General features: G+C 38.6%; 19 protein-coding genes. 15 read left to right on the top strand and 4 right to left on the bottom strand.

The features are described 5' to 3' along the window. Positions 1–57: 57 nt before the first annotated feature. Positions 58–714 (bottom strand): hypothetical protein, encoded by a 657-nt coding sequence (locus tag QZZ23_RS05080; RefSeq protein ID WP_292467413.1) that lies wholly within the window; start codon positions 712–714, stop codon positions 58–60. Positions 715–1,159: 445 nt separating this feature from the next. Here QZZ23_RS05080 and gyrB point away from each other — a divergent pair, with 445 nt between their 5' ends. The 13 genes from gyrB (at position 1,160) to QZZ23_RS05015 (ending at position 16,730) form a co-directional block, all read left to right on the top strand. Further along, positions 1,160–3,064 (top strand): DNA topoisomerase (ATP-hydrolyzing) subunit B, encoded by a 1,905-nt coding sequence (gene gyrB / locus QZZ23_RS05075; RefSeq protein ID WP_292467411.1) that lies wholly within the window; start codon positions 1,160–1,162, stop codon positions 3,062–3,064. Positions 3,065–3,075: 11 nt separating this feature from the next. Then, the gene (gene gyrA, locus QZZ23_RS05070) at positions 3,076–5,589 is read left to right on the top strand and encodes a DNA gyrase subunit A (RefSeq protein WP_292467409.1); all 2,514 of its coding nucleotides are present in this window, start codon (positions 3,076–3,078) and stop codon (positions 5,587–5,589) included. 84 nt (positions 5,590–5,673) lie between these two features. Then, a complete protein-coding gene (gene pdxS, locus QZZ23_RS05065) occupies positions 5,674–6,570 on the top strand; it encodes a pyridoxal 5'-phosphate synthase lyase subunit PdxS (RefSeq protein ID WP_292467407.1) in 897 nt (298 codons plus the stop codon). A 51-nt stretch (positions 6,571–6,621) separates the two neighbouring features. Then, positions 6,622–7,215, top strand: coding sequence for a pyridoxal 5'-phosphate synthase glutaminase subunit PdxT (gene pdxT, locus QZZ23_RS05060; RefSeq protein WP_292467405.1), 594 nt, complete (start codon positions 6,622–6,624; stop codon positions 7,213–7,215). A gap of 449 nt (positions 7,216–7,664) precedes the next feature. Then, on the top strand, positions 7,665–8,936 hold the full coding sequence (locus QZZ23_RS05055) for a tyrosine-type recombinase/integrase (protein ID WP_292467403.1): 1,272 nt from the start codon (positions 7,665–7,667) through the stop codon (positions 8,934–8,936). Between the two features lie 361 nt (positions 8,937–9,297). Further along, the gene (locus QZZ23_RS05050) at positions 9,298–9,432 is read left to right on the top strand and encodes a hypothetical protein (protein WP_292467401.1); all 135 of its coding nucleotides are present in this window, start codon (positions 9,298–9,300) and stop codon (positions 9,430–9,432) included. 42 nt (positions 9,433–9,474) lie between these two features. Continuing rightward, positions 9,475–9,600 (top strand): hypothetical protein, encoded by a 126-nt coding sequence (locus QZZ23_RS05045; protein WP_292467399.1) that lies wholly within the window; start codon positions 9,475–9,477, stop codon positions 9,598–9,600. Between the two features lie 164 nt (positions 9,601–9,764). After that, a complete protein-coding gene (locus tag QZZ23_RS05040) occupies positions 9,765–9,965 on the top strand; it encodes a hypothetical protein (protein WP_292467397.1) in 201 nt (66 codons plus the stop codon). After that, complete coding sequence (locus QZZ23_RS05035) at positions 9,958–10,407, top strand: hypothetical protein (RefSeq protein ID WP_292467395.1); 450 nt, start codon at positions 9,958–9,960, stop codon at positions 10,405–10,407. Before QZZ23_RS05040 ends, QZZ23_RS05035 begins: the two co-directional genes overlap by 8 nt. A 1-nt stretch (position 10,408) precedes the next feature. Beyond that, the gene (locus QZZ23_RS05030; RefSeq protein WP_292467393.1) at positions 10,409–10,684 is read left to right on the top strand and encodes a hypothetical protein; all 276 of its coding nucleotides are present in this window, start codon (positions 10,409–10,411) and stop codon (positions 10,682–10,684) included. Next, a complete protein-coding gene (locus tag QZZ23_RS05025; protein WP_292467391.1) occupies positions 10,681–12,930 on the top strand; it encodes a bifunctional DNA primase/polymerase in 2,250 nt (749 codons plus the stop codon). Before QZZ23_RS05030 ends, QZZ23_RS05025 begins: the two co-directional genes overlap by 4 nt. 1,455 nt (positions 12,931–14,385) lie before the next feature. Further along, entirely contained in the window at positions 14,386–15,837 is a 1,452-nt protein-coding gene (locus tag QZZ23_RS05020) for a hypothetical protein (protein ID WP_292467389.1), read from the top strand. Positions 15,838–16,091: 254 nt separating this feature from the next. Next, on the top strand, positions 16,092–16,730 hold the full coding sequence (locus QZZ23_RS05015; RefSeq protein ID WP_292467387.1) for a DUF998 domain-containing protein: 639 nt from the start codon (positions 16,092–16,094) through the stop codon (positions 16,728–16,730). A gap of 272 nt (positions 16,731–17,002) precedes the next feature. Here the strand turns inward: QZZ23_RS05015 and QZZ23_RS05010 are convergent, their stop codons facing one another. Then, positions 17,003–17,743: an STING domain-containing protein gene (locus QZZ23_RS05010; RefSeq protein WP_292467385.1), complete on the bottom strand. Its 741-nt coding sequence runs from the start codon at positions 17,741–17,743 to the stop codon at positions 17,003–17,005. A 491-nt stretch (positions 17,744–18,234) separates the two neighbouring features. Between QZZ23_RS05010 and QZZ23_RS05005 the strand changes: the two genes are divergently transcribed. Both QZZ23_RS05005 and QZZ23_RS05000 read left to right on the top strand, forming a co-directional pair. Further along, positions 18,235–18,531 carry a hypothetical protein gene (locus QZZ23_RS05005; protein ID WP_292467383.1) on the top strand — a complete coding sequence of 99 codons (297 nt, stop codon included), beginning with the start codon at positions 18,235–18,237 and terminating at the stop codon, positions 18,529–18,531. Between the two features lie 627 nt (positions 18,532–19,158). Next, positions 19,159–19,797 (top strand): hypothetical protein, encoded by a 639-nt coding sequence (locus QZZ23_RS05000; protein WP_292467381.1) that lies wholly within the window; start codon positions 19,159–19,161, stop codon positions 19,795–19,797. A 396-nt stretch (positions 19,798–20,193) separates the two neighbouring features. Here the strand turns inward: QZZ23_RS05000 and QZZ23_RS04995 are convergent, their stop codons facing one another. Both QZZ23_RS04995 and QZZ23_RS04990 read right to left on the bottom strand, forming a co-directional pair. Beyond that, positions 20,194–20,535: a hypothetical protein gene (locus QZZ23_RS04995; protein WP_292467380.1), complete on the bottom strand. Its 342-nt coding sequence runs from the start codon at positions 20,533–20,535 to the stop codon at positions 20,194–20,196. 4 nt (positions 20,536–20,539) lie between these two features. After that, positions 20,540–21,022 carry a hypothetical protein gene (locus QZZ23_RS04990; protein WP_292467378.1) on the bottom strand — a complete coding sequence of 161 codons (483 nt, stop codon included), beginning with the start codon at positions 21,020–21,022 and terminating at the stop codon, positions 20,540–20,542. Positions 21,023–21,234 lie beyond the last annotated feature (212 nt).

Raw genomic sequence — 21,234 nt, 5'->3', positions numbered from 1 at the left:
ATTACGGTCAGGATCAAAGACACTAAAAAAGGGTGTTCATACATCATTAGGCAACTATCAATATCTTGTGCCAAATAAGCGGTTGAAAAACAATACTATTGAATCCACAAAGAATTCGTTGGTTTCTTCCTGCTCACCAGTAACGGGTTCAATTACTTCTTCATCTGTTGAAGAATCATTGATTGTTAATCTGAGATCTGGTATTTCGGGTTTCTCAAATTTTTCCACTTTTTGAATATCAGCAACATAGCTTGTTATCCTTTCTGATTCATAGAGTACAAGTCCCTCATCATTAAAACCGGCAATCGAATAATGTATCTCTTCTGCAGTTAATGTATTGGTCAGGCTAATCGTACGTGAATCCAGGTTTTTTTCCATCTTATATGCCTTAACATATAATTCAGACTCAAAATCAATGTGCTCAATGCCCACGCTATCAAAATAGTCTTTTTCAATAGCATATATCGTTAACTCGTTTGCCTTATAGTATTGTGTCAGACATTGATCAGATTGAATGACATAAGGATTCTCGATCTGGATAACCGGACCTGTGATATATCCAACAAGGACGATATCGGGAAACTCATCCATATTATCGATTTTCACACATTGATTTATGGATTTTATTCCAGAAGTCATTATATCTGCATACGCAGGAGTGATGAATAAAAGAAGAATAGCAAGTGATATTAGTAACTTGGATTTTTTTATCATATATCAACTTCCGGATGTGCATAGACTATGCATATGGTATTTAAATAATTTGTGTAATAACTTCATTGCAAGAAACAAATCTACCCGTTTTTTAAATAAATAATTCAGACCTGAAAAGTCAGTTATTTTACTTTTTTCATACTTTACTGCTTTTGCAAGCTCATACTTTTAAAGATATTTAGCACTCGATTTGGGATTTTTTACCACTATATAAGACTGCAAATGTTTTATTCTTACACTTTTTTAAACAAAATTATATAAACATTTAATAAGCATGAATGCATAATAAAGGCCCATACGATTTAGATTAAAATAAGAACCGAGAGATTCAAAATAAATATTTCTTTGACTGTATTTTGAAGGATGACTGAGTATACGTTTTAGAGATGTATCGATTAAACATTATCATTGAGGATTATGAATTTTTTCACGGAGCTGTATTTAAATGAGTGAAAAACAGGCTTATGATGCAAGCAATATCCAAGTACTCGAAGGACTTGAAGCTGTTCGCAAACGACCGAGCATGTACATCGGAAGTATTGATGGCAGGGGCCTTCACCATCTTGTGTATGAAGTAGTTGACAACAGTATTGATGAGGCACTGGCCGGATACTGTACACAGATAGACGTAGCGATAAATCATGACGGAACTATAACTGTTGAGGATAATGGAAGAGGTATTCCGGTAGGAATCCACGCCAAGTACAAAAAATCAGCACTTGAAGTCGTTATGACCATTCTCCATGCAGGCGGTAAATTTGACAAGGACACCTACAAGGTATCCGGTGGTCTTCATGGAGTGGGTGTATCTGTTGTAAACGCACTCTCCGAGTGGATGGAAGTTGAGGTTAAGCGTGATGGTAAGACATATTACCAGCGTTATCAGCGCGGAACCCCGGTGGATGACGTTCTTGAGATTAGTGAGGCTGATGGTACCGGAACAAAATCCACCTTCATGCCGGATTCAAAGATATTCGAGACTACCAGATTTACATATGATACTCTGGTGACAAGGCTTCGTGAACTTGCATTCTTAAACAGAGGCATAAGGATAAGCATAGTAGACGATAGAACTGAAGAGTCCATAGGAGAGGTTTTCGAATACGAAGGCGGCATTGTATCTTTTGTAAAGCACCTTAACAGCAACAGGAACGTACTGCATGAGTCTCCCATATACTTTGAACGGACAAAGGACGATACTATAGTCGAGATCTCAATGCAGTATACGGATAACTATGCTGAATACGTTTACTCATTTGTCAATAACATAAATACTCATGAAGGCGGCACACACCTTGTAGGATTTAAGGCAGCGCTTACCAGAGTTGCTAACGACTATATAAAGAAGAATAATCTTGCCAAAGGCGATCTGAAACTCTCCGGCGAGGATATCCGTGAAGGACTGACCGCCATTATAAGTGTCAAACTGACAGAACCACAATTTGAAGGACAGACCAAGACAAAACTTGGTAATAGTGATGTAAAAGGAATTGTGGAATCCATGGTTTCAGAAGGACTTTCTGAATTTATGGAAGAGAATCCAAAAGTTGCCACTGCTATCCTGCAAAAGGCACTGGACGCACAGCGTGCAAGGGAAGCTGCAAAGAAAGCGAGGGAACTTACCCGAAGAAAGAGCGCCCTTGATGTAGGCACACTCCCTGGTAAGCTTGCAGACTGTTCGGAAAAGGATCCGTCACTTAGTGAACTATATCTTGTGGAAGGAGACTCTGCAGGAGGTTCAGCTAAACAGGGAAGGGACCGAAAATACCAGGCCATTCTTCCACTCAGGGGTAAGATCCTCAATGTTGAGAAATCCCGTCTGACAAAGATCCTCAAGAACAATGAGATCATCTCATTTATCACAGCCATGGGAACAAGTATTGGTGACGAATATGATATTGAGAAGGCACGTTACCACAAAGTGATCATCATGACTGATGCCGATGTTGATGGAGCACACATAAGGACACTTATACTTACACTATTCTTCAGGTACATGAAGCCCATGATAGATGCCGGTTATGTGTATATAGCACAGCCCCCACTCTATCGTGTAAAGAAAGGCAAGGGAGACTATTATGTATACTCTGATCGTGAACTGGCTGTAAAGCTGGAGGAGATTGGAGACAAAAATGTAACTCTCCAGCGTTACAAGGGTCTTGGAGAAATGAACCCTGAACAGCTATGGGAAACAACAATGAACCCCGATACAAGAACACTGCTGCAGGTCACAATGGAAGATGCGGTTGCTGCAGATGAGATATTCACAATCCTGATGGGAGATGAAGTAGCCCCACGTAAGCATTTTATCACGACACATGCAAAAGATGTCGCTAACCTGGATGTATGAGGTGAGGATAAATGGCAGATAATATTGATAATGAAAATGTTCAGGATAACGATCCATCAAACACGTCCGAAGATGAGGTTCCTTTTGACATCCAGCCTACTGAAACAGGTGAAAAGATAGTTCCTATTCTCATTGAAGATGAGATGAAGAAATCATTCATGGACTATGCGATGAGTGTAATCGTGAGTCGTGCATTACCTGATGCAAGGGATGGACTGAAACCTGTTCACCGCAGGATACTCTATGCCATGAAAGAGGCAGGTATCACCTATGACAAAGCATACAAGAAATCAGCCCGTGTAGTGGGAGACGTTCTTGGTAAGTACCACCCGCATGGTGATACTGCGGTTTATGATTCCCTTGTCAGGATGGTTCAGGAGTTCTCTTTGAGGTATCCATTCATAGACGGACAGGGTAACTTCGGTTCAATTGATGGTGACTCCGCTGCAGCCATGCGTTACACTGAAGTTCGCATGGACAAGATATGCGACGAGATGCTCCTGGATATCGATAAGGAGACTGTTTCCACACGCCCCAATTATGATGGTTCTCTTCAGGAGCCTACTGTACTTCCGGCGAAACTTCCAAATCTTCTAATCAATGGTTCCACAGGTATTGCTGTGGGTATGGCCACCAATATGGCACCCCACAACCTTACTGAAGTAATCAACGCAACTTTAATGCTCATTGATGACCCCGAAGTAACAATTCCTCAGATGATGACCGCAATCAAAGGCCCGGATTTCCCCACCGCTGGTGTCATAATGGGCACCCATGGAATAAGGTCGGCTTATGAGACAGGGCGTGGAAAAGTACAGATTCGGGCTGTTGCTGAAATAGATGAGATGAAAAAGGACAAGTACCGCATAATTGTTACGGAACTCCCTTATCAGGTTAACAAAGCAAAACTCATTGAGGATATAGCAGCTCTTGTCAGGGAAAAGAGAGTTATTGGTGTAACAGACCTGCGTGATGAATCTGACCGTGAAGGAATACGTGTTGTTGTAGAACTGAGCCGTGGTACCAATGCAAATGTAGTACTAAACCAGCTCTACAAACACACCCAGATGCAGACAACCTTCGGTATAATCAATCTTGCACTTGTTGATGATGTTCCACGGGAATTGAACCTGAAACAAATGTTGAAAATATATCTGGGACACCGTGTAGATGTTATACAGAAGCGCACCCTGTTCATGCTTAAAAAGGCAGAGGACCGGGCCCATATACTGAAAGGTCTGAAAATCGCTCTTGATCACCTTGATGAGGTCATATCACTAATACGTTCTTCCAAAACTGTTGAAGATGCAAGAGAAGGACTCATATCGAAATTCGGGCTTGATGAACTACAGGCAAAGGCTATTCTTGATATGCGCCTGCAAAAGCTCACAGGTCTTGAAAGACAGAAGATAGATGATGAATACAATGAACTTATCAAGCGCATTGCCGAATTAAAAGATATCATCGAAAGCGATGAAAAGAAATATGGCATTATCAGGGATGAACTGGAAGACCTGAAAGAACGCTTCGGAGACAAGCGCAGAACTGCCATCAAATCCTCTGTTGAGGAACTGGAAAATGAGGATCTGATACCTGTAGAAGATATGGTCCTGACTATCACCAACAGCGGATATATCAAGAGACTTCCTGTTGATACATACTCCCAGCAGCATCGGGGCGGAAAAGGCGTAATTGGTATGGATACAAAGGAAGAGGATTTCGTGGTGGATATCTTTGTTGCCTCAACACATAATTACATAATGTTCTTCACCAATAGAGGCCGTGTACACTGGCGAAAAGTGTATGAGATACCGGAAGGCAGCAGACAGTCCCGTGGAAAAGCTATCGTAAACCTGCTTGAACTCAATGAAGGTGAACTGGTAACAGCCATGATACCTGTGAGTAAGTTCAAAGAGGATGAGTACCTCTTCATGGCCACACGCACAGGTACGGTAAAAAAGAGCCAGCTTTCCGATTTCAGCAACCCACGCAAGAAGGGTATAATAGCCATCGGTCTTCTTGAGGAGGATGAGCTTGTGAATGTAGCACTGACTGACGGTTCCAAAGATATGGTCATGGTCTCAAAACACGGTAAAGCAATACGATTCTCTGAGGATGAAGTGCGTGTAATGGGACGAAGTGCCAGAGGTGTCCGCGGAATGAATCTGGAAGCAGGTGATATGGTAGTTAGTCTTGATATTGTGGATGAAAGCGCCTCATTGCTCACAGTAACCGAGAATGGTTTTGGTAAGAGGACAGAATTCGATGAATACAGGTCAATGCACAGAGGCGGAAGAGGTGTAATAACCATAGTCACAAGCCTGCGTAACGGACCCGTCATCAATGTTAAAGCGGTCCACGAAGATGACGACATAATCCTCACCAGTTCAGAAGGCATCATCATTCGCATTCCTGTGAAGGATGTTCGTGTCCAGGGAAGGAACACACAGGGAGTAAAGATAATGAACGTGCGTGCCAACGACAAGGTTGTTGGCGTAGCGAAATTGAAAGCTGAAGAAGAGTAGATGTAAATGCTTTTAAGCATTAACTATATCTAGTAGTCTGAGTAGCTAGGCATTAAAATCATAGAACTAATTCAGGATGATATTATGGAACTTGAAAAATTAAGACACGGTACAGAGCTTATCAAACGCGGCTTTGCAAAGATGCAGAAAGGTGGCGTAATTATGGACGTCGTGAACCCTGAACAGGCAAAGATTGCAGAAGAGGCTGGAGCTGTTGCTGTTATGGCACTCCAGGCTGTACCTGCTGACATCAGAAAGGAAGGCGGAGTTGCCAGAATGGCAGATCCCCAGATAGTTGCAGATATAATTGCTGCTGTTACGATCCCGGTCATGGGAAAAGCACGTATCGGCCACTTTGTAGAAGCTGAGATCTTAGAAGCTCTTGGTGTTGACATGGTGGATGAGTCCGAAGTACTCACACCTGCTGATAATAGTTACCACATTGACAAGACTGAGTTCACCGTGCCATTTGTTTGTGGTGCAAGAAATCTTGGTGAAGCACTTCGCAGAATCAACGAAGGTGCCGCAATGATACGCACAAAGGGTGAAGCTGGAACTGGTGATGTCAGTGAAGCTGTCAAGCATATGAAGCAGATCAGTGGCGAAATTCGCATGCTAAAAGGCATGACCAAGGAAGAACTCATCGCTGTTGCACGTGAGATCGAAGCTCCAATAGAACTTGTGATGGAAACCGCAGAAATGCAGCGTATTCCTGTTGTTAACTTTGCAGCAGGCGGTGTTGCAACACCAGCAGATGCAGCTCTTATGATGCGCATGGGTGCAGATGGTGTCTTTGTAGGCTCAGGAATATTTAAGTCAGAGAATCCAGAACTGATGGCAAAGGCTATTGTCGAAGCTGTTAACAACTATGATAATCCAAAAGTGCTTGCAGAGGTATCAAAGGGTATTGGCGCAGGTATGAAAGGTATCAGTGTTGACTCCATCGCTGAAGGAGATATTTTACAGAACCGTGGATGGTAACCCCATCCAAACTATTCTTTTTTATTTCATTTAATTTAAAACGTGATTTTTATGAAAATTGGTGTTATTGCTATCCAGGGAGATGTCTCCGAACATGTAGAAGCCCTCGAAAGAGCACTTGATGAGCGTGGAGCGGAAGCTGAGATAGTTACCATCAAACACAATGGTATCGTCCCTGAATGTGATGCACTCGTACTTCCCGGCGGAGAGAGCACGACTCTCGGAAAACTGCTCATACGTGAAGGCATTGCAGATGAGATCCGTGACATGAACGCATCCGGTAAACCCATTATGGGCACCTGTGCAGGCCTTATCTTGCTCGCATCCGCAGGTGACGAGCAGGTAGCAAAGACACACCAGCATCTTCTGGGACTCATGGATACAAAGGTCAACAGGAATGCATTCGGAAGACAGCGCGATTCTTTTGAGATAGAACTTGAACTCTCATTTCTGGACACACCTTATAATGCAGTATTCATCAGGGCACCGGGAATCGTGGAAGCCGGGAAGGATGTTGGAGTCCTTGCTAAAATAGACGATATGATAGTGGCAGCAGAACAAGGAAATGTTCTTGCACTGGCATTCCATCCGGAACTTACCCATGACCTAAGAGTTCATCAGTATTTCCTTGATAAACTTTTCTGAAATCAATGCCGGAATCTTTATTTTTTCTTTGTTTAGTTGATGGTGTTTATTTTTTCTGATTGATTTTTGAGGTAATATTGCTTTTTACCGTATAAGATTAAAGCTCCCCAATAATCCTTATCTTTTGGAAGCATACACTATAAACAAAGTTGTTAGTATATTAATTTTTTATTTTTTTCATTCAGTTTCAATACCCTTCCCACATTTCTAACCTTTTCTTAATATGAGCATTCAGACTAAACGGTTTACCCCCCTTTGCATTTTTTCACATAATGCAGCCCAAGTTTGACAGTCAAAAGTAATAAATGTGTTCTTAATTCTGTTTGAATCGACTAAAATGCAGACAAAACTAAGAACATACGACATTATTCCTAATGACAATATATGCTTTCCTATCGGAGTTAATACCTTATTGTAGTAGTTCTTATATACTACAGGAAAGAATAAAAATGAATACTATAGATATAGAAAAAGACCCGGTAGTTATTAAGCTTTTTTCTTTGATTAACCCTGCCAAGAGTACCAGACAAGGGTATCTATCAGCACTTGCACACTACACTAAGTTCACAGAATTAACACCTAGCGAGCTCATCGATGAAGGTAACCGAGATATAAAAGCCGGAAAACTCATGACAGACCGGGCAGTATTTGTTAGAATACCTGGGTTCCGTGATTACTTGCAGAAGCAGAACAACAAAGTTGCGAACCCACTCGCACCTAGCACAATAAAGAAGCACGTCGGAAAAATCATTTCATTTTACAACTATTTTTACATAGACACCCCAAAGCAACCTCGAAGCGGGAGCAATGTCAAACCCCTGAAAGAGAACCTGAAACGTCCAGACAAAGACCTTATCCGTGCAGCCCTTGACATCGCCAGCATTCGAGACAAAGCGGTTATGCTCATCGGTTTATCTTCTGGAATGGGGGCAAGCGAAATAGCCAGCCTAAAAGTTGCCCAGTTCAATGAAGGTTACGACTCTAAAACCGGAATAACGACCTTTGATATGCGCAGGCGTAAGGTTGGTATCGATTTCATTACCTTCATATCACCAGAAGCCAGCAAGGCCGTTTTAAATTATCTTGAATGGCGAGACAGACCACCTGCAGGGAGTGAAAAATGCGACCTTTTAGAATATGAAAAGCGTAAGGTTACACCCGGCAGTTATCTTTTTATCCAAAACAAGGTCAAAAAAGAGTATCTACTGTCACAGAATGAATCAATAAGAAGACTGACATCGGAAAATATCACTCTTCTCTACAACCGCATTAGTGCAGACCTAGGGGCAAGGGCAGGCCCAGGAATCTTTAACCCCCTACGCAGCCATAACATGCGAAAGTATTTCAATACCTCTTTGAAAAATGAAGGAATGGACAGCGACCTCATTGAGTACATGATGGGTCACCAGCTTGACGGTTCAAAAGCCGCATACTTCGAAGGAGACCCCGAAAAGCTCAAGAAAATATATCAAAAGTACATTCCCTTCATCACGATTAAAAAAGAGCTTGACATCTCCGAATCTCCCGAATACACAGTGATAAAGAACGAAAACGACATCTTAAGAGCTGAAACCGCAAAAACCATTGTCGAAAGGCACGAGCTTTCCGAACTCAAATCTGAAAATGCAGAAATAAAAGCAGAACTCGGAGACATGAAAAGCCTCATTGAATCTGCGATAAATGACAAAGTTGCAGAGCTATTAAAGAAAAATATAAAATAGCTCTAAATTTTATTTTTAATCAAAGTGTGTGTTGAGTTTGGAGACTATGAAAACATTAGATAAATATTAAATAAATATTAAAGTTTCGCAGCTACTCGAAAATATAGGCCTTAACTGTTAATTCGGTCATCTGATATAAAAAAAACCATTAATTAGCGTAACTTCTCTTCTTCCTGTTTTACCACATTTGAAAGACAAAATCTTCGTACCCTATACAATTTGGATATATACCAAAGTTAATAGAAAAAAATGTTAGATGATTCCGCTAGGTGCTGATTTTTTGACTACATTTGACCACATGTTTATATACTAAAAGGTATTAATGTCTTATAATCACAATAAAAGAGGTGAAATAAAAATCATGAGATATGCACGTTCTATAGCATTTGAACCAGAAATATTTGAATGGCTTGAAAATGCCCGTGGTAGACACAATCGTTCCAAATTCATAAGTGAACTACTGCACGAACAGATGAAGAATACACCCCCACAATAAATAAATCCCTCCAAGAAAGCCCTCAACGACTCATGGAGGAACATGAGTGAACTGGACAAATATATAGAAGGAGAAGCGCAAAGGCGCTATAAAGAAATAATTAACGAATCAGAACGAACAGGTAAAACTGTTGTCGAGATTGCAAGACAGAAAGGTTTCGACATCTGAAACTGATCTCAAGTACCGATTATAAACACAAAAGATAAATGAATCACACGCAAAGCAAACGAAGTCGCCTGCGCATGAAACAAGATTGAACAATTGTATTTATGTTGCAGATTATATTTAAAGGCTTCTTTTGATTTGTTGGTGTGGCTCATTCGGAGCACAATATGAAAAATACATTACAGATAGCCGGTGGTCTCAAAATTGACCCCGAAAATCCAAGCATCGTAGCGAAGTGGAAAGATTCCACAGACATAACCAAACGGGCATTAGCCAACGGTATACTCAAAACTGGGGAGGCAAATGATATGCACGAACATGCGCACACAACATTAATATATAAAAGAGAAGGTGATAATAATGACTGAATTTGAGATAAATTCAAACTCATATGATGATCCCTTAGACCTTATGTGGTCATCCGAAACAACAAGAAATCTGGCCATAGTTCTATTCAGTGAGATAAAAATAAATCCACAAGGTCCCACTGATAATCTGTCAGTATTAATTAAATTGATTAATAAAAAAGATGAGAATGACAGCATTGCTGAACTATTGAAGAACGTTGATATAAAAGATATCACAATGTCCACTCGTATCGTGGGATACATTTTGAACGAAACATATGTCGAAACAGAACCAGATTCTCAAGATGTATACAAGTCCTTCGAAACGTCGATATTAGGTAAGGAAGACATCAGAGCACTGTTACATTACTACGGTGACAAACTGACAAATCAAGAACGTGGGGCCTTTGAAGAAAGACTCAAGTGTTATGAACAATTTGATCAGCTAAAGAAGGGGGTCTGAAATGAAATCATCAGACCCTCGTTCCCCTTATTATAAGGAACATATAGCTGAACCATGTACCTGCATACATGAGTCCTCCTGCCAGCATATAAGCCTTTCTGCACCGTATTCTGACCTAATCACAGGTGATAAGACTGATAACTCAAAGGTAGCAATCGCACCCCTTCAAGGCATCTCAAATGAAGAATCCTCTGAGACCTACTTCAGGGATTTGCCTATCATAAAAGCTGCTAACGCAATGTTGAAAGCTGCACAGAACAAGGAGGTGATTGCATGAGCAGAATTGAGACTGAAAGAGTCATTGATTACGGAATGGGAGGGCATCTAATGCCCTCAAATCCAATTGTTGATGCAGCAATACTCTACAGAGAAACTGGTATCGTCACACATCCGCTATCGTCGCCAACAGCTGGGGGCCCAAGCCCCGGCAAAAGACCTCTCAAGCCAGGATGGCAAAAGCTGACGGAACCCATGACCGATGCAGAAATCAAAGACTACTTAATCGAGAGAGACTGCAACCTCGGGGCTGTGTGCGGATTAGCCTCAAACCTGATGGTAATAGATATCGACTGGTATGTCAAAGGAATTTGGGATACCATCTTAAGTGGTATTGACAAATCAAACTTTGTACAGCAAAGTCGGACATCTGGTCGGTGGCATGAATTCTTTAAGTTCAATCCCAAATTCAAGCTCAAGCACTGTAAGCCACTTGGCTTTGATATGTTATCTAAAGGTGGCAATGTAGTACTTGCACCATCGGTCCACGTATCAGGTGAACAATATGTTATGGAAGGTAACATCGCAAACAGGCCTGAAATACCCGAGCTTGTCATTGAGAGATTGAATCAGATACTAGCAACATTCAATAAGCTCAAGCTGACATTGAATAAGTGCAGGCCTACCTTCAGTGGTTTCTTCAATGCTGTATTCATCGACGACAAACATCCCCAATACCACGATTTAAAAGTATTCCGGGGGATGGAAAGTCGGCAACGGATGCTTCATTTGATGGCAGAATTGAAGGTCAATGGTGCAACTCACGAGGAAATGCTCTTGGTCTGCATGCTGGCCTTTGAAGAAGACTACAATGAAAATCAGTCGCTTACTGAACTCAGTCATATCAAGCCAACACCTGCAACAACTGAAGCCATCAAGGCCGACTCCGTACTCGCACAATTCCACAAGGACGGTGAGAAGCCCACGACATTGCCACCTAACTCTTCTTGTGAAACGAATACGATGTCACTTGAGGACATACGTGCAAAGGGTACAAAGTCACGGAGTCGAAAGTTGGAAATTAACCTACCAGATGACCACTTTATAAGCAAGTACTGTCGCTACATGAGTGGAATAACTGATGCATACGAAGACTACAATATAATGTGTGCTATGTGGTTGCTTTCAGCAGCATGTAGGAAAAAAGTCAGTTTGAAGCTTAAGCAAGGAGTGATATATCCAAACCTGTACATCATGCTATTTGGACTATCTACAATTTCCAGAAAAAGTACATCCATCAACAAGGCAAAGAGTTTCTGGGAATTGATCACTGAAGAAAAGCTCTTCAATGACGACTATTCGTTAGAAGGATACCTAAACCTGTTGCAATCAAAGCCAATATCTAATTTTGTACGAGATGAAGTTGTAGGTCTCTTACAGAAATACAACAAAAGTTACAATGATGGAATATATGAGCTTGAGAATTCAATATATGATTGCCAATCTGTACGCAAGACCCTTGCGAGCAGCAGTCGGAAATCTAAAGATGACGACAAAAAGGATGATGATGTTGTTAAAGATCCATATGTCACACGCCTCTCCGGTACAACAGGTCATAATTATTCTTCATGCATGACTGTAGCCAATTTCAGAACCGGGTATGGGTTCCGGCATCTATATTGTCATCCACAATACAAAAAAGACCGAATGCCCCTTGCACTCGAAGAAATAATAGATGTCAAAGCACACGCAGATGTCTCAAAAGCCTACAGGCACATATATGAAATAATTGGCAATATTAGAAAGGAGATTGGTGTCAAAGTAAACCCCGATGCTATGGAATACCTCGATAAAGTTGATAAGGAAATGCAGGAGAAAATCATCAAATTAAACGAAGATGATATGGCTTCTGCATGGGGCCGCAATGTCGACCATATCCTTAAATTGTGCATGCTTATCGAGATAGGAAAAGCACCACATCCAAACTTCACCATCACTCTTGATACCATGAAGGAAGCTTGTAGGATTGTTAAGGAGTACTTTTTCCCAACATGCATAGAAACTCTTGAGCAATTACAGGAGGATGAACAGCGCAATAAGGTCGAAAAGGTAGTGAATGTATTGAGGAGAAAAGGAGGGACTTGCCAGCATTCTATGCTTCTCAAAAGTTCCAAACTATTGTCCGATGACTTTAATAGAGTAATATCGACTTTGAAAGAATCAGGTGTTATCGAAGAATATACTGAGAAGAAAACTGGTGCAAAGTACTATGTGCTCAAAAAAGATTCCGCAATTGAGAAGTTGTGACTACAATCTTCTCACTTTTTTTATTTTCACTCGATTCACTCGATTCACCAAATTCACCAGTTCTCTTGCAAAAGAGAAGCATAATAAACAAACAAATAATATAAATTAAATGTAATAAATTATATCCTATACATATACGTACTTTTATTATCTTTATTAAGATGATTTTTGATTCTTTGAGAGAATAGGTGAAATCGGGGAATTCAGTGAATTTAGTGAAATACTTTAAAATCGTCTTCATCCACAGTCCCTGCCTGTGAGTTGCTTATTAAAAGGTACATTGATGCTGATAATTGGAAGCTTTATTAGATTTCAAAGGTAGAAACACCTTAACTGCTTCTTAATCGTTCAATGTCGGGCATTCTGAGGGCATTGAGTGTTGATGGTTATTGAAAATCATGCAGGTTCGAGTATGGAAAGAATACATTTTTTGACATTTCGCAGAGACAATATTTTTTACCGCATTATAAAGGAAGGCTGCTCTCGAACCTGTAAATTATAATTCCGTCGTTCTACCATATATGTTTTTGGTATCGCTGCCAGTACAATAACGCTTCCCGCTACGTATTATACATTTATCCTACTTACTTCGTATGCTGAGAAGGAGCGTACTCTCCGAGGACGCGTGGACTGGAAGGGGGCTTTTAGCGTTTTTAGACCCAATAACACGTCCCGACCTTTATATTATCCAATAATTTAGCTTCCAAATCCAATCCAAATCCACCTCCAAACACAGGCAGGCACCTGCGGATGAAGCTATTAAAACTGGATTTATATCCAAAACGGAGCAGTATTACTAATTATTATCAAGCTACTCACCCTTTTTAACCCAACGTAATGTTAGTGACTGCGCTTCGGCTGCGCCTCAGCGTGCACAGTCTTTGACTCGGTGCACCGAAGCGCAGTCACCCCCTCTCCTAAAATATCAAATACCAAAAAATACATCGCATAGCAAACGTCAGGCAGGGTTGTGGATTGTCTGACCTGTTATCTGACCTTCATCTTGCATGCTGCTGATACTGTCAGAATTCTGAAGAGCTTCTTGGTAGGGGCAATTTCACGCAGATGAATTATGTATTGACCTGATGAAATAACCCGACACAGGGCATTGTAGAGAAGGCAGGTCAGGGTAAAAAGAAAAGTGCTGGTTTGCCAAAATGCGTTATAAAGGCACTCATACAGAGCACTATAGGGTTCTTTTGAGATTTCTAAAAAGGATAATACTGGTCCAAATAATATACGTTTAATATACATTGCTTGAATAAAATAGAAACATTTATTGCTAGGTTCTTCAAATTAATTTCGGTTATAATCAGATGGACAGAATGACAGGATATGGGAACATTACCAATATTAGGAATTGTCCTAATAAAACACAGAACTATCATATTTTACAGCATTTTAGATACGTTACCTTAAATACAAAGATTAAATAAATATAAACGGTATTTTAGAATGACTATAATATGGGCCCGAGGTGTTAAGTTTGAAGACAAAAAGGGACCGAATAATAAAGAAGATACACCACGTGGAAAAATAGTGCCTGAAATTTTTGATGATTTGAAACCCATCAAAAGCACCCTTTTGAAATATATTCTGTACTGTTTGCCAGGTCTTTGTTTTTTCATTGCAATCCTTATCTTTATTACACAACATATAGAATTATATGAAGAAGAGAGTTATATTAATGAATGGTTGCCAATAATTATATCTGGTTACTGTTCAGCTGGCCTGTGTCTCTATACTCAGCGCAAATTTGTAGAAAAAATACCAGAAACTTTTCGTATCTTATGGTATCGAAAGATTATTGTAGGGGTTTCTATTCCTGATTCAAATAATAAATGGATTTCAAGGATTTACAATAAAGTTATAAAGAATATCGTCTGGGTCCTTAGTTTGGGTTTAAATCTAAACGATATGAATATCAAAGGTTTTGTATCGGTTGAAGAAAGATTCAGTGGGTTTATGTCAAATATGCAAAAGTGGTTAACTCACTGGCCACAATATGGCATGGGTTTATTTGTTCTCGGGCTGACGTTTCTCTGGAATCCATTGAGTACTTTACGTAACCCTGAACTTGGAAGAGAATTTAGTTACTTACTTATGAATTTGGATCAGAGGGTAGCGTGGCAAACATTTATTCAGAATAATTGGCACATGTTAAATGAATTGCCAGTTTCATTAATTTCTTTTGCTATTGGACTTATGATTTGGAGGATGCTTATATCCTCTATATATATATCCAAAATGATGAATGAATTCGAAATAGAACCAAAACTTGGACATCCAGATATGGCAGGTGGACTCTCTCCCATAGGCAATCTGTGCCTATGGAGCCTAATTATTGCCGATATACCGATAATTTATTTAAGTTTCGGTTTGCTTCTAGGAGCTCTTACGACAGTTCAATGTGATTACCCTGTGCCATACTACTTTGTTTTCGAGTTTTCACTATTATTTATCATATTAGGTATTTTTCCACTTGTACTATTTTTCATATGGCCTGTACAAAAAGTACATCAACAAATGAGTAAATGGAGGAAGATTAAACAAGAACTATTATATCAAATTGAACACTCGATTAACGAATTGGAATCTAGACTATTGAGTGAGGCAGGAAAACTTGGCTCAACCGATTTTGAAAGTATCCAAATAGAGCTAGAGGGGAGAAAACAGGTTTACACGCGTAATAACAAACTCCCCATATTACCTCTCAACATGGGAATTATTATGAAACTCTTTATATCATGTATCGTACCTTTGTTTCTATTGATTTTTATACCCTACTTCTCTGAATATTTGCCGATACTATCAAGTAATGTAATTTCCATACCAAGCATTATAACTTACGGGATACCTGTCTTTAGCTTGTTCTTCCAGCTGATTTCATTGAATAAGAATACATAAGGCATAGACATGTCTTTCATGAATATAATGATTTAGGGTTCTGTTAAATCTTCATCACCTAGCCATTTTTATAGTTTCACTTAGTTATAATAATCAAATTATGTGAAGATAAACCGACATAACTAAGCGTTAATATCTTCGGATACTAACCTAAAATATTTTCATGATACCCTGATATAATTGATTGATTAAAAAAGTCGAACCTTTTTGGGATAAGCTGGAATTGTCAATACGACTCTAAAAAAGAGTTTTATATGATTTATGGAATGGGATGCTTAATGAGACTCTTGAATACTAAAAAAATGCCTTTGACTAGCATGGGGAGCTTTATAATCATCGTTATTTCATTCATGAGTGCACTTGCTTCATCAATGCTATACAATGGATCATATTCAATATTTAATAATTGGATTAGCGATTTAGGAAGTTCAAATAAAAACCCAGCTGGGCATATTTACTTTGATATTGGGTGCATTTTTGTAGGAATGGCCATTATAATATCAACTATCGGCCTAGAAAAATGGAAGACTCCTAGTTGTAAACAAAATAATATTCTTCTCTTTTCACAATTTTGTGGGTTGTTAATGGCGCTTGCTCTTATTATGGTAGGCATATTTTCAGAAGATTATGGTGCAATCCATTATTTTTGGGCATCAATCTTTTTTATCCTATTTTTCATTTTTATGATTCTCACAAATATTGCACTAAAGACCCATCTACACTATCTTAAATTTGTTTGGTACTATGCTTTAATAACAATTATGATTAATTTCCTCTTTATTTTAGCTTCTACAGTGGGAGTGCATATGCCACTTTTAGAGTGGTTAGCAGTTCTCAGTGGATTGATTTGGATGGGGTTAATTGGTTATAATACATTAAAATTAGAAAAGTAAACGATTATGAATCCAGAGGGATAAAGAATGTATGTCACTTGACCATAAACGTAATATTAATTAGAGATACCTTATTCTATTTTAGTAGTAGGGTCTATAGGGCTCTTTAGAAATCCTCGATTAAATAAAAAATAGAAGCTTTACGTACCTGTCAAGGCTATATTTGTTGTTCAAATAAAGATATCTACATACTAAAAAGGAATAAAAAGAAAATCGAGAATAAATCATTACTTGTAATTTGTGATGCCCAAAAACGATAGATTATCAGACTCTTATGGCACCAATTTAATTAGTTGAGACATAAGTTCGTCTTTTGTAAAATTCGGAGGCACTTTGATAATCATAAAGGTGTTTTTGCTAATTGTTTCTGCTGCAGTATCCCAGTCATCTTTAAATCTTGCATTGAAATACTTGTGCAGTGTTTTGGATTTCAGCTCATCATATTTCCCTGGCATGTCTTTAAGATATTTACCCATTGATGTCATTGTTCGAGGATAATCGTAGATAGTTAACTTCTCACCTATATTTTTCTCATAAAGTATCCACGTACCGTTCTCGAGGCTACCTCGATTAGTCAATTCTTCTACTACTGCTATTGTATCATTCAATTTTGAAAGGGATTCTGGCAGAATTACTTTTACATTGATTTTATCGCTGTCTACGGTTATGGATTTACCATCTGCAGAATTAATAACTATAGATTTATTTTGTATTTTTCTTGAGCTGATAAATGAAGCTGTCCCCTCTATGAAGTTCATGAAATATCCTGTTTCAAGAGCTTCAGCAATTGCTCGTTCATAATTTCGTTTCCTACACCACATAAATATCACAAAAAGTGGTATGAAAATAATTACAAAGATAAGATACTTCCAACCTAGGGGAATGGGAAAGAATATTGAAATTCCACTGAAATAACCAATAACGGTCGGAAAAAACACAAAAATCAGTTCATCTAATGAACTGACCTTCAGCAGGGTAACAGGAGAAATAATACCAAATAAGGACATTTTCATTGAATAATCACAAATGAATCCATTACATAAAATAATATAAATGCTTCTAATTAAAATGAAGGGAAATGTTGAAATAATTAAATATACACACTTTACGAACGATTAAATGTTTTGCACAAAATCATTCATTAATAATATATTTGGATAACTATATTTAGTGTGCTTATTTCAAAAATCTATTTATAGACACTTTGGGACTTAATTGTTGAGCCTATAGCAAAGCAGAGAATTTTCTTTCTTTCTTTCTTTCTTTCTTTCTTTCCTCCTCCATACTAATCAGTAATAACTACAATAATCACTGGCAAATTCACTTGAATCAATAGTGTTTTACTGAACTTCTTACAGAATAGATTTCAAATAGACAACGTTTGTTAAGCAACATAAAAGTATTCAGGCTGAGCACATACAATAATATCGATGGCAAGAGCCGCATAAGCTTATATGCAATGTCGCTGGAATATTTAAACAACACTAACAAGGGAGCTTATGCTATGCAAACAAGACTTCGAGATTTCAAAGATATTATTGACCGTAATTGTAGACATAATCCTGAAGAGCAAGTGACGCTGAAGAGTTTTTCCAGAACAGAACAGCGATATTTTGTGCGTGATTGCTTGCATTTTATTAAGGAGAATGAATATGAACCAGAGCTTCAGGAACGACTTTCAGCTTGGGTTGCAGATAGGAAGCGGAGATATGGTATTCCATTGAACAATAATGAACTTACTCTATTTGAAGAGCTTCTTGAGGGGATTTATCCGAATTATAATCTCAGCGTGCGGAAATGATACGCATCTTTCATGTTTTAATGGTCTTTATTTTATTTATTTTAACAAATATATTTATTTATGCACAATTGCACTCGAAATGAAGGGGTTCAAATAAGGTGACAGTAACTACAGAGATTTAAAAATTGACATCGTGTAGATTGCATCAAGGTCTTCATTCTTTATATTGAGGTGCTGTCAGAATGTTGAGGAGCTTTGCTGTAGGGTTCATTTGGTTAAGACATAGATATACCTCGACTTGATTAAAGGTTCGAGGCAGGGGATTCTCGAAAGAGCAGGTCAGGGTAGAAAGAAAGTACCGCTTTCCCCACACTCCCTGCCAGTGTGTTGTTGTGGGTTTTCGTAATCAGGCATGCAACCAGCAGGACCTGTGGGTGTTGCTAATTAATACTGCTTAAATTTTGTTATAAATATGTGGTTCAAGTGACCATTTTACAGCGGACATATACTCAGGGGACTTTTTTATAATGCAGGCGCTGCATGCTGATTTTGGCTAAAACCTTTATAAATGTTGAATGCATAGTATATTGTGCATATATCGGTATGCTCCGGCTTATTAGTAAGTAAATGTGATTTAAAATAAAGGACAAAGATAACATGGAAAACAAGAATAATTCAACTGAAAGAATGAGAATCGTGCAATGTATTTCTTCGGAAGTAATTGGGACAAATGAAGAATGCTTAATGTGCAGGGATAATGACCGTTGCTTGACGGTTAAACCGAAATTAGCATTGATGGTGGAGAACGCAGGGGATCTTTTGAGTCTTGATGATATGGCAATTATTAAGGATAAATACCCGCAGATTGCTGAATTTGATAATGAGGATTATGGTTCAATGATGAGCATGAAGAACAGGATTCGAGTTGCAATGTGTCTGACTGCAGGGACACCTGAGACCGATGAAAATTGTAATGATTGTCGGCTGAATGGTTGCTGCATAAAAGTGAATCCTGAGTTGGCATCGATGGTGGAAAAATGCAAGAGGTCGAATGGGTATGAATTTACTCAGGGGGATTTTGCTGCAATTGGGGCAAAGTATCCACAAGCAGTTGAATTTGACGATGACATGTCAAATCCTAGCATTACAGCAATGAGGGATTTTATCATCGAGTCTTATTACAATTCGGAGATTATGCCGCTTGTTGTCAGCAAAGAAGTTATATCCAGATTGGAGAATGAAGAATATACCGATGATGAAATTGAGCTCTTGTATGCCGGGATAACTGGAAAATATGACAAGATGCTGAGCATTTATGAATTTTGACCTTTTCTTTTTTTATAGTGGCATCTTGCAGAACAGTATTGTATTCAGGAAGCGCAAGCACCGAACAGGCAGGGTGTGGATTGTCCGAGCATCTTGGTCTTCATGTTACGTGTTGAAACGCTGTCAGAATGATAAGAAGCTTCTTGGTAGGGTCTATTTGATGTAGATGTATTAGAACCTTTAACTAACAATACTTCTCAACATAGGGATTCTTGAAAACAGAATAGATATGAAGAGATGTATTGTTATGCCAGAAATCTGTCAGAGATTCAAATTCAGTTCAAATCACACCCATCGCACGACAGAGTCGGGATATAGTTAACAAGAAAAAACGGAACTTTCAAAAAACTAAGTGATTTTAGATTACCAATTCAAAAAAAGAATTAATCTATTTTTCTAGTCAAAATATCCAGTTGGTTCTAACAATTGCTTAACAATAGTAACACACTCTTCCATGTATTTGTGTAATTGATTATAGTCTCTAGTCCTTTTCTCATAGAGATAATTATCCCAATCACAATTCTTGACAATTACAATCATGAAAGAACCATTAAGTCTATGGGAAGGATACCACCCCACATCAATTGTATAGTGGATATCTCCAATATCATAGTTCACTTGAAAAATATCCTCATCCAATTCTTGTTCTTCGAGTTTCCTTCCAGGAATAATCTTTTGTGGGTCGTACATACGACTTTTTGATTTGAAATCTATATCCTCAAACATTGAATCGCCCATGTTATTATTCTTCAAAAGCTTTTATGTACATTTCTACTTTTTCAGATGATAGTTTACCCATAAATTCTGCAAGTTCTCCATTGTCTCCATCAGTATAGTTGCTCCATAACAAAGGAGCTTCTAATTCTGCTAACACGCTTGCAATTAACTCTGAGTTTTCTTCACAGTAATCATACCATTCAGAAAACATGATGAATTTAGCCCATCTTGCTAACTCTAATTCTGAAGTTTTATTTAGCTTGTATTTCTCTAAAATATTTATTACATGTTCTTTACAAACAATCACTGAATAGGAATAATCAGGCGGAGCAAAAGAATTCACCTCAATAACCTTAGATAACTCTTCAAGTGAAATAGTTAAATCCCTATACTGCTTAATCATTTGAATAATATTTGTATTAGCTATCAAAATAGCTCTTTCAATATTTGAAAATTGCTTTGTATAGTCCCAATTATCTGGTTTTTTGCTAGGATTAAACCACTTCATACCCTCTTTTATCCATTCATTACGATACTCTTCATATGTCTTTTTACAGCTTAGGTCATCAAAACCAAATTCAAATCCACAACAAGAACATATTTCATAAGATGGATTCTCGTATTCGTCATAAGGTGGTTCATTTAAACCAGCATAACCACAAACAGGACAAATGTATGAGTTCTCAGTCTTTGAAATAAAATCACCTTTCAGATATTGGG

It is taken from the genome of Methanolobus sp. (genome assembly GCF_016278385.1).
Lineage (GTDB): Archaea > Halobacteriota > Methanosarcinia > Methanosarcinales > Methanosarcinaceae > Methanolobus.
The sequence above is the reverse complement of the archived record's forward strand: the minus strand, read 5'-3'. Positions and strand labels throughout refer to the sequence as shown.